The organism is Psychrobacillus psychrotolerans (assembly GCF_900115805.1).
GTDB classification, from domain to species: domain Bacteria; phylum Bacillota; class Bacilli; order Bacillales_A; family Planococcaceae; genus Psychrobacillus; species Psychrobacillus psychrotolerans.
In genome coordinates, this window is the sequence record NZ_FOXU01000006.1 from 145,575 (window position 1) to 161,770 (window position 16,196).

Here is a 16,196-nt window from a genome sequence, read left to right on the forward strand (position 1 = left end):
AGATGAATATTTTAGTTACAGGTGGGGCTGGATTTATTGGCTCCAATTTCATTAAACATATGATATCAAGATACGAATACACCATTGTTAATCTAGATTCATTAACATACGCTGGAAATCTTCTGAACTTAAAGGATATTGAAGATAGAGAATCATATCACTTTGTAAAAGGGGATATTTGTGATCATGAATTATTAACTAAACTCTTTCGACAGTTTGATATTCAGGTTGTTGTCCATTTTGCTGCTGAATCACATGTGGATAAGAGTATTGATAATCCTGAATTATTTATAAAAACCAATGTGTTAGGAACTCAAGCTTTGTTAAACGCGGCAAAACAATATTGGAAGATAAATAAAACCGACAAATATTGTAATGAATATAAGGAGAACGTTAAATTCATTCATATTTCGACTGATGAAGTATATGGTGCATTAGGAAAGGAAGGCTACTTTACCGAAGAGACTAATCTTTCACCAAATAGCCCCTATTCCGCATCAAAAGCATCCGCAGATATGATGGTACGTGCTTATTATGAAACGTATAAGCTACCAGTTGTTACTACAAGATGTTCGAATAATTATGGACCATACCAAAATTCCGAGAAGCTAATTCCATTAATTATTTCTCGTGCTTTAAATGACCTTTCTTTACCCTTATACGGCGATGGTAAGCAGGTGAGAGACTGGTTGCACGTAGAAGATCACTGCAATGCAATCAACACTGTTCTCCATAATGGAAGGCTTGGCGAAGTATATAACATAGGTGGAAATAATGAAAAAGAAAACATAGAAACGGTAAAACTGATACTAAATTTTTTAAACAAGAGTGAGGATTTAATCCAACTTGTAACGGATCGTCTAGGGCACGATAGGAGATATGCAATCGATAATTCTAAAATCAGTAAAGAGTTAGGGTGGACTCCTTCAATTAACTTTGATGAAGGTATTGAAAAAACAATTCATTGGTATATAGAAAATAGGGAAATGGGATTTAATTATTAGTAATTGTTTATATCATTTAACTTTATTATTGTTCCTTTTTGGAATGAAGATTTATCCAGGTTTAAGTCTTTCATAAGAGGAAATAATGCATCAAAATTCATTCGAAAACGGAGGGGAAATTTGAAAGTATTAGTCACTGGAGCAGCAGGATTCATCGGATCTTACGTCGTGCAAGCTTTACTGGAAAAGGAAATCTCGGTAGTTGCAGTAGATAATTTATCAACTGGAAAGCTAACTAATCTAACAGAAAATGTTCCTTTTTATAAAATAGATATTACCGATAAGGCTTTAGAAAATGTTTTTCAAACAGAATCTCCAGATTATGTAATTCATTTGGCTGCACAATCATCAGTTATTGAATCAATGATCAACCCTGTAGAAGATTGTCAATCGAACATATTGGGCACTTTGAATATTTTACGCTTTGCAAAACAATATGGAGTGAAAAAATGCGTGGTAGCTTCTACAGCAGCGGTTTATGGAAATCCCACTATCTTTCCAGTTGGGGAAGATAGTAAATTGTCACCACTCTCTTTTTATGCACTTTCTAAACTATCTGCAGAAAACTATATCCTTCTTTATGAAAAATTATTTAATCTTAGTAGTACTATATTGCGATTTTCAAATGTTTATGGTCCTAAGCAACCAAATGGGGTTATTACAAGTCTCATAGAGTGTTTAGTAGAAGGAGAAACTCCTATTATTTATGATGGCAATCAAACAAGGGATTTCATATACGTAAAAGATATTGCACAGGCATGTATTCAATCTATGCTATCAAAGCAAACTGGAATTTTTAATATTAGCTCTAATAGAGAATTATCTATTAAACAATTATATAAAGAGATAACTGACGCAATGGGTGTTCATACAGAGCCTGTCTATGAGATCTTAAGAGATGGAGAAATTGAAAGAAGTGTACTTTCGAATGTCAAAGCTATAGCTTCCTTAGGATGGACTCCAACTTATCACTTAGAAGAAGGCTTAAAAGAAACAATTAATCACTATGTAAATCTTAGTATATCAATAAATTATTAATCATATGTTTTTATAGGAAGAAATAAAAATGATAATTAATAGAAGATGGTGAGTGATTAATGGATAAACCTGTGAAGAATGGACAGAAGTTAGTAATTGTAGGAGCTGGGGAGTTTGCTGAAATAGCATACGAATACTTTACTTACGATTCTCCCTATGAAATTGCAGCTTTTACTGTTGAGAAAGATTATATAAAAACTGACCAACTTTATGAATTACCAGTCGTTCCCTTTGATGAGGTACATCGAGTTTATCCAATAAATGAATATAAAGCATTTGTTGCAGTTCCTTTTACAAATTTAAATAGATTAAGAACGAGGTTCTATCATGAAACGAAGAATAAAGGATATGAATTAGTAAGTTATATTAGTTCCAAAGCCTTTGTTTGGAGAAATGTAACAATTGGTGAAAATTGTTTTATCTTCGAAAATAATGTTTTGCAGCATCATGTTAATGTAGGGAATAACGTGATTTTATGGAGTGGAAATCATGTTGGTCACCGGTCAGTTATTAAGGATAATTGCTTTATTTCATCTCATGTAGTTATTGCAGGAAACTGTGAAATTGGCGAGAATTGTTTTATTGGAGTAAATAGTACTTTTAATGATGAGATAAAGGTTGGTAAGGATTGTTTTATATCCTCGGGAGCATTAGTCATTAAGAATGCGCCAGAAGGGAAAATATATAAAGGCAGCCCCGCGAAAGCATCATCAGTGGATGTATATAGATATTTCAATATAGAAAGTGAACTTGTCTTATGATTTAATAAGCGCTATTCAATTAGTCAAAGTACAAAAGGTAATATTTCGTTCATTAAGAGCGAAGTATTACCTTTTTCTATGTTGTTTTATACTCTGCTTGTTATGTTTACTAATACCTTTTTTTACAATATTAATTTGCCAATTCTAATGGATATTCTCAAATTCCTAAAAGCTATTAATAATACAGAAGGCCCAAGCATAATATAAAAGAGACATGCTAAGGAAAGTAAGTCTTTTGTTAAGGTACAAAAATGAGGTGATTAATATAAAAAAAGATATAGGAATCTTATCCCAATACTTTTATCCGGAACATGTATCTACTGCAACTTTAATTACAGAACTTGCGATTGGTTTAAAAAAAAGAGGCTTAGATGTTACTGTAGTTTGCGGATATCCTCAAGAATTTGTATCTGATAATTATAATGAAATACCCCAAAATGAGATTTTGGAAGGAGTAACGATTAAAAGGGTTAAATACACCACATTTAATAATAAGTCAAAGATTGGCCGTATATTTAACTTTTTTTCCCTTTTTATATCTATGTTAACTAAGTTTTTTTACTTAAGAAAATTTAAGAGGATCATTGTTTACTCCAACCCACCTATTTTGCCTTTAATCACTTATTTATTAAAAAAATTTTACGGGACAGAATTTATATTTGTTGCTTTCGATGTTTATCCAGATAACGCGTTAAAGATTAATAGTATTAAAGAGAACGGATTAATACACAAGCTGATGAATTTTATTAATAGACGTGTATATTCAAATGCTTCTACTATTGTTCTTTTAGGTAATGAAATGAAAGATTATGTATTGAATCATAAGATAGCTATAAGTTCGAAAAATTTACAAGTCATTCCTAATTGGTTTTCAAATGAAAAAATTCTCCAGAGTCCATTAGTAGTTAATGATGAATTCAAGAAAATTCAAGAAAATAATAAGTTCGTAGTCTTATATTCTGGCAATATGGGGCCAGTTCAGGATATGGAAACCATTTTACAGGGAATCTTAAGTTTCAAAAATCACAAAGACATATTTTTTATTTTCTCTGGACACGGAAGTAAGGTTGAATATGTTAATAGTTTTTTAAAAAATAACAAAATAAACAATGCTAGAGTTTTTGGATTTCTTCATGGACAAGACTATGCCGATGCTTTATCTATAAGCAATGTCTGTTTGGTAAGTTTAGAAAAAGGTATTGAAGGCCTCGGCGTACCAAGTAAAACATATGGATATTTAGCAGCTGGAAAACCAGTAATTTCTATTATGGATCCTAATACGGATATTTCAAAAGACTTGGATGAGTTTAAATGCGGCGTGAATATTGTACAAGGTGATTTAGATGGTTTTGAGAATGCTATAAATAAATACTATTTAAATTTGGCATTAATGGAAGGGGAGTCTAGTAATGCTAGAAAATTATATGAAACAAAATACATTAGAGACCTTAATATCGATAAATATTATAAGTTAATCAAACTCTAAGGAAAGGATGTGACCTGGTATGTTTCGTGATAAAACATTGCTTATTACAGGTGGAACAGGTTCATTTGGAAACGCAGTAATGGAGCGCTTACTGAATACAAACATAAAAGAAATACGAATCTTTTCCCGGGATGAGAAAAAACAAGATGATATGCGTAAAAAATATAATAATGACAAGCTAAAGTTCTATATAGGGGATGTAAGAGATTTAGCTAGTGTTAAGTACGCAATGGATGATGTAGACTATGTCTTTCATGCAGCTGCTCTTAAACAGGTTCCTTCCTGTGAGTTTTTCCCGATGGAGGCTGTTAAAACGAATGTATTGGGTACAGAAAATGTACTAAATGCATCCATTGAATCTGGAGTGAAAAAAGTCATTTGTCTGTCTACAGATAAAGCGGCGTATCCGATTAATGCAATGGGAATTTCTAAAGCCATGATGGAGAAAGTGGTTGTTGCAAAATCTAAAACTGTATCCCCTGATAAAACAGTCATTTGTGGAACAAGATACGGAAATGTAATGGGGTCTCGCGGATCCGTAATTCCACTTTTTGTTGAGCAATTGAAAGAAGGAAAAGCTCTAACTGTGACAGATCCAAATATGACTAGGTTTTTAATGAGTCTTGAAGAAGCTGTAGAGTTAGTAATATTCGCTTTTCAATATGCACAGGCTGGGGATATCATGGTCCAAAAGTCTCCAGCTACTACAATCGCTGACTTGGCGCAAGCTGTGAAAGAACTCTTTCATGCGGATACCGATCTGAAGATTATTGGAACAAGGCATGGTGAAAAGTTATTTGAAACCTTATTAACAAGAGAAGAACATGCGGTTGCTGAAGACTTAAATGAGTTTTATAGAATACCAGCCGACAATAGAGATTTAAATTATGATAAATATTTTGCAACTGGAGATAAAAAGCTTACATCGGAAGAAGAATATAATTCTCATAATACGTTTCGACTATCAATCGAACAAATAAAAGATAAATTACATCAACTACCATATATACAAAGTGAATTGAAAGGATGGAACAACTGAAAATATTAATAACGGGAGCTTCCGGCTTTGTTGGCAAAAACTTAGTAGCAGAATTGAAAAATAGAGGGTATGAAGATCTACTTCTATTTACGAGAGATAATTCTTTAGAGGATTTAAAGGATTATACAAAAGAATGTGAATTTATTTTTCACTTGGCTGGTGTTAACAGACCGGAAAAAGAAGAAGAATATTTGGAAGGTAACTTTGGTTTTACAGCAAAGTTATTAGAATTTCTTCAGTTGAATAAGAATACGTCACCTATCCTACTAACCTCGTCGATTCAAGCCGAAACATCGAATGCATACGGAGAAAGTAAAAAGGCCAGTGAAGATATCCTGTTTAATTACTCGGAAGAAACGGGAGCAAAAGTGTATGTATATCGGCTGCCTAATCTATTCGGAAAATGGAGTAAGCCTAACTATAATACAGTAGTTGCTACTTATTGCTTTAACGTTGCTAGAAATCTAAATATTAAAGTGAATGATCCTGAAGCAGAACTGGCTCTTTGTTATATAGATGATGTTTTAGAAGAATTTATAGCTGCATTAGAAGATTCACCGACAAAAGTATCTAACTATTGTACGGTACAAGTGACTTATTCCATTTCGCTTGGTGAATTATCAAAACGAATCGAAAGTTTCAAAGAGAACAGAGTGAAGTTGAGTATACCTAATATGGAGAATGACTTAACGAAAAAGCTTTATAGTACTTATTTAAGCTTTTTACCTAAAGATCAATTCTTATCTGACCTAAAGATGAATGTGGATAATCGAGGATCCTTCACTGAATTTATTCGAACATCTGATAGAGGGCAAGTTTCCGTAAATGTTTCTAAACCTGGAATTACAAAAGGTAATCACTGGCATCATACTAAAAATGAAAAGTTTCTAGTGGTAAGCGGGTCAGGCCTCATCAGATTTAGGGAAGTTCATTCAGAAGAAATTATTGAGTACAAGGTAAGTGGAGAAAAACTTCAAGTAGTTGATATCCCTGTAGGGTATACGCATTCTATCGTAAACATTGGCACAAATGATATGGTTGCCGTCATGTGGGTAAATGAGTGTTTTAATCCTGAAAAGCCAGATACTCACTACTTGGAGGTATAACGATGAAAAAGTTAAAAGTCATGACAGTAGTTGGAACTAGGCCAGAGATTATAAGGTTATCAGCAGTAATCAATAAATTAGAAGAATCCCCTGCATTCGAACATACGCTTGTACATACGGGCCAGAATTATGATTATGAACTAAATGAAGTGTTTTTTGAAGATTTTAATCTAAAGGCACCACATTATTTCCTTCATGCAGCTACAGGAGCAGCTTTAGAAACTATAGGAAATATATTAATAAAAATTGATCCAATTCTGGAAGAAGTAAAACCGGATGCCTTATTAGTTTTAGGCGATACAAATAGTTGTTTATGTGCTATTGCCGCCAAAAGAAGGCATATTCCTATTTTTCATATGGAGGCAGGGAATAGAAGCTTTGACCAAAGAGTACCGGAAGAAACGAATAGAAGGATTGTCGATCATATTGCGGACATTAACTTAACTTATAGTGATATTGCTAGAGAGTATTTGTTAAGAGAGGGGTTACCAGCTGACCGTATTATTAAGACAGGAAGTCCGATGTTTGAAGTACTCAATTCAAGAAAAGCTGATATTGATAAATCTGATGCACTGGAGCGATTAAACCTTGAAGAAGGAAAGTATTTTGTAGTGTCTGCACACAGAGAAGAGAATATTAATTCGGAAAAAAATTTCTTAGATTTAGTTGAAAGCTTAAATGCAATTGCAGAAAAATATAATTTACCTGTGATTATAAGTACACACCCAAGAACTCAAAATATGATAAATAGTAAAGAGATAGAGTTTAGTCCATTAGTGAAAACAATTAAACCTTTAGGGTTTAATGATTATATAAAACTTCAAATTAAAGCTAAAGCAGTATTAAGTGATAGTGGAACGATAAGTGAGGAGTCTTCAATCCTTGGGTTTAGAGCCCTCAATATAAGACAAGCACATGAAAGACCAGAGGCGATGGAAGAAGCGTCGGTTATGATGGTGGGTTTAAAGAAAGAAAGAATATTGCAGGGATTAGAGATATTGGGTACACAAGGCAAAGAAACAATAGAGTCAGTGGGGGATTACAGCACATCTAATGTGTCTTATAAAGTTGTAAGGATAATATTATCATATACGGATTATGTGAATCGTATTGTATGGGGAAAATAAATGAGATTAGCATTAATATGTCCTTCAAATATGCTGTATATGCCATACGTTAAATCTTATGAAACTATACTAAATTCAAATAATGTTGATTATGACATAATTAGTTGGGATAGATTTCATATTGAAGATCCAGTTAATCCTTTAAATTATAGAGATATCAAAATAGGTCACCAGAGAAGTTATTTAGATTATTTAAGGTATAAAAAATTCATAATAAATAAATTGAACTCAAAAAAATACGATAAAATTATTGTGTTTGGAATTCAAATTTCTTATTTTTTAAAAAAGTATTTACTTAAATATTATAAAAATAAATATATTTTAGATATTAGAGATTACAATAAAATAATCAATTTTTTTAATATAAAAAATATTATTGAAAACTCTAATTATACTGTTTTATCTTCTCCAGGATATTTTGATTGGTTGCCAATAGGTAATAAATATCTAATTAATCACAATACATTTATAAAAAATTTGAACGAATTAAAGAAAAACTATAATAATTTTGGAAGCAATAATATAAATATAGCTTGTATTGGAGCGCTAAGAGATTATCAAATTAATATCGATTTAATAAAAAAACTTAAGAATAATGAGAAAGTAAGCTTAAGTTTCCATGGAGAAGGAGATATTAACAAGGATATTGTGAAGTTTATTGAAAAAAAGGCTGTAAATAATGTAGTGGTAACAGGAAGATACAATCAAGAAGAAGAAGCGAGTCTTTATATTAATAGTAATTTAATAAATACAATTATTCCCAATAATCATATTAATAGTAAAACTTTGTTGCCAAATAGATTATATAATGCTGTTTTATTTGGAAGATTGCTGTTAACTCAAGAAGGGACATATTTAGCAGAGCAAATAAAAGAATACAATTTAGGAATAGTAATAAGTAAGTCTTTGAATGAAATATTTGAAGAAATAGATACTTATTTAAAGGAATATGATGACCTCAAATATGAAGAAGGAAGAACTTTATTTTTTGAGAATGTAATAAAAGATAATAATCATTTTATTGAAAAGTTAAAAGAATTTATAAAGTGATTAAAAATATTACCAGTGCATCAAGTTGGGGAGGGTAAAATGAATATCTTATATGTATCATCTTTATGTTCTGATAAGAAGTTTAATGAAATATTTGAAAAAAGTATAATAAAACCACAACAACAAGCACAAAAGTTTCACAGTCTCCTCAGCAAAGGCTTAATTACTAATGTGGATCACATTTATGTAATGTCGAGACCACCCATCAATAAGTCTACTAAATTAAAAATAAAATCAAAAGAAGCTGAAAAGAAAATTGTATACCATTATCTTAAAGTCTCTAAGAATCCTTTAATAAGACATTTTAGTTTCTTCTTTAATGGATTTATAAATACTCTTAAATGGATTATTAAAAATAAAGAAAAAGAAAAAGTTATTTTCTGTGATGTATTGAATTTATCAATCTCAATTCCAGCACTTCTAGCAGCAAAGTTAGTTGGTATTAAAATTATTGCTATTGTAACAGATCTCCCAAACTACATAATTTATTCTAATCTAAAAAAAACATTTTTGAGTAGAATAACAAATAAATTATTTGAGGAGATATATAATCATTTTATAAGTAAATATGACTCCTATATTTTGCTTACAGAACAAATGAATCCGGTTGTAAACCCATATAATAAACCTTATGTGATTATTGAGGGAATTGTAAATATTGGTATGGAAAACATACAAAATACATTAAACAATAAATATAAAGAAAAAATAATAATGTATACTGGTGCCCTTCATGAAAAATATGGCGTTAAAAAACTCATAGAGGCTTTTATCGATATTAAAAGAATAGATTCTAGATTATGGATATACGGAGCAGGAGATATGGAAGATGAGGTACGGAAATATGAAAGAAAAGATACAAGAATTAAATATTTTGGAGTTGTCCCAAATGAAGAAATTGTTAAAGAACAACTTAAAGCAACATTATTAGTGAATCCACGATCATACAAAGAAGAGTATACAAAATACTCTTTCCCATCAAAGAACATGGAGTATATGGCATCAGGAACTCCTGTTTTGGCTGCTCCTCTAAAAGGAATGCCTAAAGAATATTTTGATTATGTATTTCTAATTAATGATGATACTAAAGATGGATTAACACAGTGCCTTGACTCCCTGCTTGGAAAAAGTAGTTTAGAACTGCATGAGAAAGGACAGCGGGCAAAAGAATTTGTTTTGGCAGAAAAGAATAATATTGTACAAGCAAATAAGGCTGTGAATTTAGTTAATGAAGTAATCTGAAATTAAGCAATCGATGAGCTTTACCACGATCCATATGAAACTTCTTAGCACTAAAAAAAAGAAACTCCACTGTTTTGAAGGCCAGTGTTGATCCACAGTTGGGGCTTTTTGATTCTCCGAGCTCGCAAAAATTTCTCGAAATATAAAGATCCCCTTTATCTATGGTCACTAAAAGTGGTATTAATATAAAAACTGAAGAAGAAGATACAGAAGAATTCTATTAAATTTCTGTAAGAATCCCTAAAAAGAAATCAGACAATTTCTATAAAAGTTCGTTTAAAAAGAGCCTTACAGGAAGTACAAAGTTTATAGTACAAAGTTTATATGATTTAGTTTTTAGATTTTTAAACATTATACAGATACAAACTATAAGAATTACTAAATAATTAATCAAAGGTTGATTTTATAATAAATATGAACAAAATTATAACTAATAAAGACATTGGTTCATTATTGTATAGAGTTAATCAAATAGCCTGTATTTTGATGTGTATGTGGATTGCTATTCCTTATTTTCGAATAAGGGTAGGAGTTATTTTTTTATTATTTACGTTTATCATCTGGTTAATTACGACTGACCTAAAATGGCTTATAAGACAGTGGACGCTAGATTTAGTATTCCTTTTGATTTTCTTTACTACTCTCATACCATACATTATTGTTGGTAGTTTAGCTTATGGAATAGTGAATTTATCGATTTTCTTTGTAGGACTATTTATAAATCACTATTATATGTACTATAAAGAGGATTATAGAATGTTAGGGAAAATAGCATTTTTTTCTCTATTATTTTTCACAGTAGGATCATTGCAAACATATTTTGGATTGTTAGAGTATCCAATGGCATCAAGGGAACTCGCAGGTGCTGTGGCTAATCATCCAGAAGTCGGTAGAATTTACGATAACTTAGGTATTGGTGGATTCGGTCATATATATAGTGCCAGTTTTCTACTTGTTATTTCGCTTTATCTAAACTTCAAAAAAAATAATTTACTTCCAATTAAATTGAAGGTTTTTAGTATTATTACTGTAGTTACAATGTTTCTTATGATACTTGAAGCTTCCTATGCTACTTCATTAATTATAGTTTTTTTTGGCTTTTTCATGGTTTTAATTATAAGAAATAAATCTATTTTAATTTTGTTAATAACAATTGGATTTATGTTCTTTTTGTTATTTTCTTCAATACTTATTAGCCCATTTTTTTTAAAACTAGCTGAGATATTTAGTGGAAATGCTATTTTGTACGTAAAGTTTATAGAATTGTCGAATATATTTAAAAATGGCGCTATAGTTGGTCAGACCGGAGATAGAATAGAACTTTATTTAATGTCATTTCAAACATTCTTAGAAAATCCTTTATTTGGTATATATGGTCCGTTTGGAAATACTGCAAATGCAGCAATAGGAGGTCATTCCGGATGGTTTGATCTACTTGCCTATTATGGCGTTTTTACAGCAGTTCCATTGTTTTTAATTTTATATTTCAACTATAGAAAACATATGAAGTTTTATAGAAAATCTAATTTTTATAGCTATATTATAGTAATCTATTTGTTGTTTATTCTATTTGGAATAGTAAATCCAATTCTTACTGTTTTTGAAATAGGTTTTGTCATTTTTTGTGTAGTACCTATTATACCGTTTATGCCATTTGCGTTTAAAAATCAAGGTATTCACCCAAAATTGTACCAAAAAGTGAGGACTAAGTAATGAAAGTTTTATGGCTTACTAACATCTCGCTTCCTGAAGCGTGTCAATTAATGAATGAAACGCCACCTCCATTTGGTGGTTGGTTAATTAATGCATCGATAGGTTTATCATCCAAAGAGAATATAAAACTTTCGATCGCTTTTCCTCGTTCGAGTTCAAAAGATATAACTCAACTTCACGGGAAAAAAATTAATTACTTTACTTTTCCATTTGTGGATATGAAGGATAAGGAATCAATTCGAAATAATAATCATTTAAAAAAAATTTTAAAAACGTTGAAACCTGATCTTGTTCATATTTTTGGAACAGAATTTCCCCATTCATTGGCAATGGTAAACGCATGTAATGAATATGGAATAAAAACAGTTATCACCATTCAAGGTCTAGTATCAATAATTTCCAAACATTATACCGCGGGCTTACCTGTATGGGTTCAGAAAAGATTTACGTTTAGAGACTTTGTCAAGCAGAATAATATACTTCAGCAAAAAAAGGGGTTTGAAAAAAGCGGCTTAATCGAGATTGAAGCTATACAAAAAGCAGCTCACATTATTGGACGAACTACATGGGATAGGGTCTGCACTTCGCAAATAAATTCTAGTGCGAGCTATTATTTCTGTAATGAAACATTAAGGGAAGAGTTTTATAAGCATGAGTGGTCCTTAGAAAGCTGTGAAAAGTACACTATATTTTTGAGTCAAGCTTCCTATCCAATTAAGGGACTACATTATATGCTTGAGGCTTTGCCTTTGATTTTGGAGAAGTATCCAGAAGCAAAGGTGTATATTGCAGGTCCAGATATAATAGCATCTAGTAATATAAAAGAAAGATTGAAAAAATCTTCATATACTAAATATATTGCTGAATTGATTAAAAAAAATAATCTGAAAAAACATGTTTTTTTCACAGGACTACTTGATGAAGAACGAATGTGTGATAGATTTCTAAAATCTAATGTTTTTGTTTCACCATCATCTATTGAAAATGAATCCAATTCATTAAGTGAAGCTAAACTATTAGGTGTACCCTGTGTTACTTCTTTCGTGGGGGGCGTTATAGATAGAATTAATAATAAAAGTGATGGATTTTTATATCAAACAGACGCCCCATACATGCTAGCTCATTATGTTTGTGAAATATTTGGAAATGAGAAGTTAGCTTTGGATTTTTCAAAAAACGCAAGAAAACATGCCTTACAAACTCATGATAAGGAAATAAATCTAAATTCACTTTTAAATATATATACCAACATATATAGCAACTAAAGAGTGGAATTGTATCATAGGGAGGTACTTATTTGCAAAGCAAAGAAATTACTGTAAGTGTAGGTTTAATTGTTTACAATCACGAAAAATATCTACGTCAAGCTATAGAGAGCATTCTAATGCAGGAAGTAAACTTTAAGTATGAAATAATAGTTGGTGATGATAAATCAACTGACAATTCAAGAAAGATTATACTTGAGTATAAAGAAAAATATCCAGATAAATTTGTATTAAAGTTTAAAGAACAAAATGTGGGTGGAACAAAGAACTTTTATGATGTATTTATGGAGAGTAAAGGAAAGTATATTGCAACACTTGAAGGCGACGATTATTGGATTGATAATAAAAAGTTACAAAAGACGGTAAATTTTTTAGAAGATAATAGTACTTATTTGGGGGTAAGTCATGTAATAGAAGCACGTGATTTTGAAGGGAATTATATGTCTAGACACCCTAATTCATCTAAAATTGTAGGGAAAGAAGCCACTATAAATTTATTTTTAGAGGGTTATTATTTTTCTGCGGTAGCTACAGTGTTTAGAAATATTTTTTTAGATCGAACTCAAGATTATGCAATATATTACAAAGCACATAAATTTGTTGGAGACCTGACATTATGTTTGTTATTACTAGATAAAGGAAAAATAAAAGTTTTAGATGAAGTAATGTCTGTATACAGATTTAGAAGAGTTGATGGGGAAAGTAACTATAATTCAATAAGAAATGCTATTGAACAATACAATGATCATATAGATATATTAAATGCATTGGATCATCACTTCGAAAATAAATATGATTTTACTAGAGAATATTTGATGAGATCCTCTAATATATTCACATATTGTATTAAACAAAATAAGTTAATAGATTTCTATACAGTATTTAAAAAAGTACCATACAAATCTAAAGTAATTTTTTGTGGATATTTCCCACTCCAAACTCTCAAATTTTTATTTCGTAAGCTAATAACAAAATAAACAAATACAAATACCCCTTTAAGGGAGATTTAATGAAAAAAAATAGATCATTAAAAAAGAACTTTTTATATAATTTTTCCTTGAATATTATAAACGTATTGTTTCCAATAATAACAATGCCTTATGTGCTAAGAGTATTAGGGGCAGATAGTATGGGAAAGTATAATTTTTCAGTTTCTTTTTCACAGTGGTTTTTAATTTTCGCAACTTTTGGCACAGTAACTTATGGTATAAGAGAAATTGCAAAAGTTAGGGACAACGAAAAAGACTTAGATAAAACATTTACAGAAATATTTCTAATCAACTTTATTGCAACTACAATTTCAATATTTGTTTATATAACTATTATATTTATTAGTCCTAAAACTAATATGGAAATTGAGTTATTTCTTATTGCAGGCATATTAATTTTTTTAAATTTATTTTGTATTGACTGGTTTTATATGGGGATAGAAGAATTTAAAATGATTACATTAAGAAGTATACTTATTAAACTAATTTGTTTGTTAGGTATTTTTATATTTATCAATGAAAAAAATGATTATAATGTATACGCACTAATCACTGTTTTGGCATTCGGTTTTGCAAATATTATTAATCTTATATATAGTTTCAAGTTTGTAAAATTCACATTTAAAGAAATTAATTTGAAAAAGCATATGAAATTTATATTCGTGTTTTTTTATTCTTCTGTAATTGTTAGTGTTTATACCCTATTTGATCAAGTATTTTTAGGGTTTTATGCAACTAATACTGATGTAGCTTTTTACTCTTTAACTAAACAAATTTATTATATAGCTTTAAGTATTACCCTGTCAATTTCTGTAGTACTTTTACCAAAACTAACGAACTTAGCTAATTATGATATTTTAGCTTATAAAAAGATGTTAATAAAATCAATTGATTATATCTATCTATTTTCAATTCCAGCAGTCATTGGTTTAATTATTTTATCAAAAGATATAGTTTGGGTTATTGGTGGAGAGGAATTTGAAGGAGCTTTTATTTCTTTAATCATAGTTGCTATTTTAGTATTTACAGTGTCACTAGGTACATGGCAATACGATCAATTATTTTTACCTTTAGGTCATGAAAAAATTGGGTTGAAGAATCAATTGTTTATGGCGTTAATGAGCCTATTGTTAAATATTTTGTTAGTCCCGAAGTATGGATATATTGGTGCAAGTATTAGTCTTGTTATTACTGAAATAAGTGGAACAATATTCGGTATTTATTATGCAAAACGTAAAATAACTGAAGTCAAATTTAAATATATTACTAAATCATTTTCGAAATATATAGTAGCTTCCATAATAATGGGGCTAGTAATACAGTGGTTTAAATTCCTAGGATTCGCTAGTCTTTATAATATTGCTTTTGGTATTATCTTTGGCTCATGTATATATCTTAGTCTATTATTTTTTTTAAAAGAAAGTATATGTAGAGAGTTTTATCACTACTTTCAGAATAAAGTCAATTTTTTATAGAATAGTTTAGTTAAAGTGGAAGAAACTAGGGATTGTTTTTACATTATTTCACCGAGGGCATTAAATCTTGAATTAAACTATTTCAATAATCCTAAGGAATGAATAATAGAATAAAAGGAAGTGAGTTTTGAAACTAGCCATTATGCAGCCATACTTTTTCCCCTATATAGGTTACTGGCAATTAATAAATGCTGTTGATAAATTCGTAATATATGATGATGTAAGCTATATCAAACGCGGATGGATAAATAGAAACAATATATTAGTGAATGGCTATCCTAAGTTAATGAATGTCCGATTGAAGAAAGTCAGTCAAAATAAGTTAATAAATGAAATAGAAGTTTCCCAGGATCTCAATTATAATAATGATTTGCTTAAAACAATTAAAGAGTCATATAGTAAAGCTCCATTTTTTGAAAGTGTTTTTCCGATTGTAGAGCTTGTGATAAACCAACATGAAAAAAACCTAGCAAAATACCTGGCGTTTTCAATTAAAGAGGTGTGTAAATATTTATGTATTGATACAGAAATAATAATATCCTCTGAAATAAGTAAATATAACGAACTAAAAGGGCAAGATAGAATTTTAAATATTTGTAAATTACTTTCTACTGATCAGTACATTAATGCAATTGGTGGACGTTCTTTATACTCAAATCAGGATTTTGATCTAAGTGGTATTGAGTTGAAGTTCTTGAAAACCCTAGATATCAGATATCCTCAATTAATTCATAATGAATTTGTACCCAATTTATCCATATTGGATGTCATGATGTTCAATGGTCCGGTTCAAACAAATTTGATGTTAAGTGATTATCAGCTTGTTTAAGTAGAGTATCGCGAGTTTTTATGATTAATATGTTAAAAGTATTTTTGTAAACCAAATTTAACATGAACGGAG

14 protein-coding genes are annotated in these 16,196 nt (G+C 30.1%); all 14 read left to right on the forward strand.

The features are described from left to right. Positions 1 to 2: 2 nt before the first annotated feature. Positions 3 to 1,004, forward strand: coding sequence for a dTDP-glucose 4,6-dehydratase (gene rfbB, locus BM260_RS12755; protein ID WP_093537730.1), 1,002 nt, complete (start codon positions 3 to 5; stop codon positions 1,002 to 1,004). Positions 1,005 to 1,124: 120 nt separating this feature from the next. Further along, positions 1,125 to 2,042: an NAD-dependent epimerase/dehydratase family protein gene (locus BM260_RS12760; protein WP_093537731.1), complete on the forward strand. Its 918-nt coding sequence runs from the start codon at positions 1,125 to 1,127 to the stop codon at positions 2,040 to 2,042. 59 nt (positions 2,043 to 2,101) lie between these two features. Next, positions 2,102 to 2,803 (forward strand): acetyltransferase, encoded by a 702-nt coding sequence (locus tag BM260_RS12765; RefSeq protein WP_093537732.1) that lies wholly within the window; start codon positions 2,102 to 2,104, stop codon positions 2,801 to 2,803. Between the two features lie 214 nt (positions 2,804 to 3,017). Continuing rightward, complete coding sequence (locus BM260_RS12770; protein ID WP_245762728.1) at positions 3,018 to 4,289, forward strand: glycosyltransferase family 4 protein; 1,272 nt, start codon at positions 3,018 to 3,020, stop codon at positions 4,287 to 4,289. Positions 4,290 to 4,308: 19 nt separating this feature from the next. Further along, positions 4,309 to 5,328: a polysaccharide biosynthesis protein gene (locus BM260_RS12775; RefSeq protein WP_093537733.1), complete on the forward strand. Its 1,020-nt coding sequence runs from the start codon at positions 4,309 to 4,311 to the stop codon at positions 5,326 to 5,328. Next, positions 5,325 to 6,434 carry a polysaccharide biosynthesis C-terminal domain-containing protein gene (locus BM260_RS12780; protein WP_093537827.1) on the forward strand — a complete coding sequence of 370 codons (1,110 nt, stop codon included), beginning with the start codon at positions 5,325 to 5,327 and terminating at the stop codon, positions 6,432 to 6,434. The genes BM260_RS12775 and BM260_RS12780 overlap by 4 nt, the downstream gene beginning before the upstream one ends. A 2-nt stretch (positions 6,435 to 6,436) precedes the next feature. Next, entirely contained in the window at positions 6,437 to 7,561 is a 1,125-nt protein-coding gene (wecB, locus tag BM260_RS12785; RefSeq protein ID WP_093537734.1) for a non-hydrolyzing UDP-N-acetylglucosamine 2-epimerase, read from the forward strand. Beyond that, on the forward strand, positions 7,562 to 8,611 hold the full coding sequence (locus tag BM260_RS12790) for a glycosyltransferase family protein (protein WP_093537735.1): 1,050 nt from the start codon (positions 7,562 to 7,564) through the stop codon (positions 8,609 to 8,611). A gap of 39 nt (positions 8,612 to 8,650) precedes the next feature. After that, the gene (locus BM260_RS12795) at positions 8,651 to 9,853 is read left to right on the forward strand and encodes a glycosyltransferase (RefSeq protein WP_093537736.1); all 1,203 of its coding nucleotides are present in this window, start codon (positions 8,651 to 8,653) and stop codon (positions 9,851 to 9,853) included. A 414-nt stretch (positions 9,854 to 10,267) separates the two neighbouring features. After that, the gene (locus tag BM260_RS12800) at positions 10,268 to 11,566 is read left to right on the forward strand and encodes an oligosaccharide repeat unit polymerase (protein WP_139219925.1); all 1,299 of its coding nucleotides are present in this window, start codon (positions 10,268 to 10,270) and stop codon (positions 11,564 to 11,566) included. Continuing rightward, positions 11,566 to 12,831: a glycosyltransferase family 4 protein gene (locus tag BM260_RS12805; RefSeq protein WP_093537738.1), complete on the forward strand. Its 1,266-nt coding sequence runs from the start codon at positions 11,566 to 11,568 to the stop codon at positions 12,829 to 12,831. Before BM260_RS12800 ends, BM260_RS12805 begins: the two co-directional genes overlap by 1 nt. Positions 12,832 to 12,863: 32 nt before the next feature. Then, entirely contained in the window at positions 12,864 to 13,808 is a 945-nt protein-coding gene (locus BM260_RS12810) for a glycosyltransferase family 2 protein (protein ID WP_093537739.1), read from the forward strand. 32 nt (positions 13,809 to 13,840) lie between these two features. Next, entirely contained in the window at positions 13,841 to 15,295 is a 1,455-nt protein-coding gene (locus BM260_RS12815; RefSeq protein ID WP_093537740.1) for a flippase, read from the forward strand. Positions 15,296 to 15,422: 127 nt separating this feature from the next. Next, complete coding sequence (locus BM260_RS12820) at positions 15,423 to 16,124, forward strand: WbqC family protein (RefSeq protein WP_093537741.1); 702 nt, start codon at positions 15,423 to 15,425, stop codon at positions 16,122 to 16,124. The last annotated feature ends 72 nt before the right edge of the window (positions 16,125 to 16,196 follow it).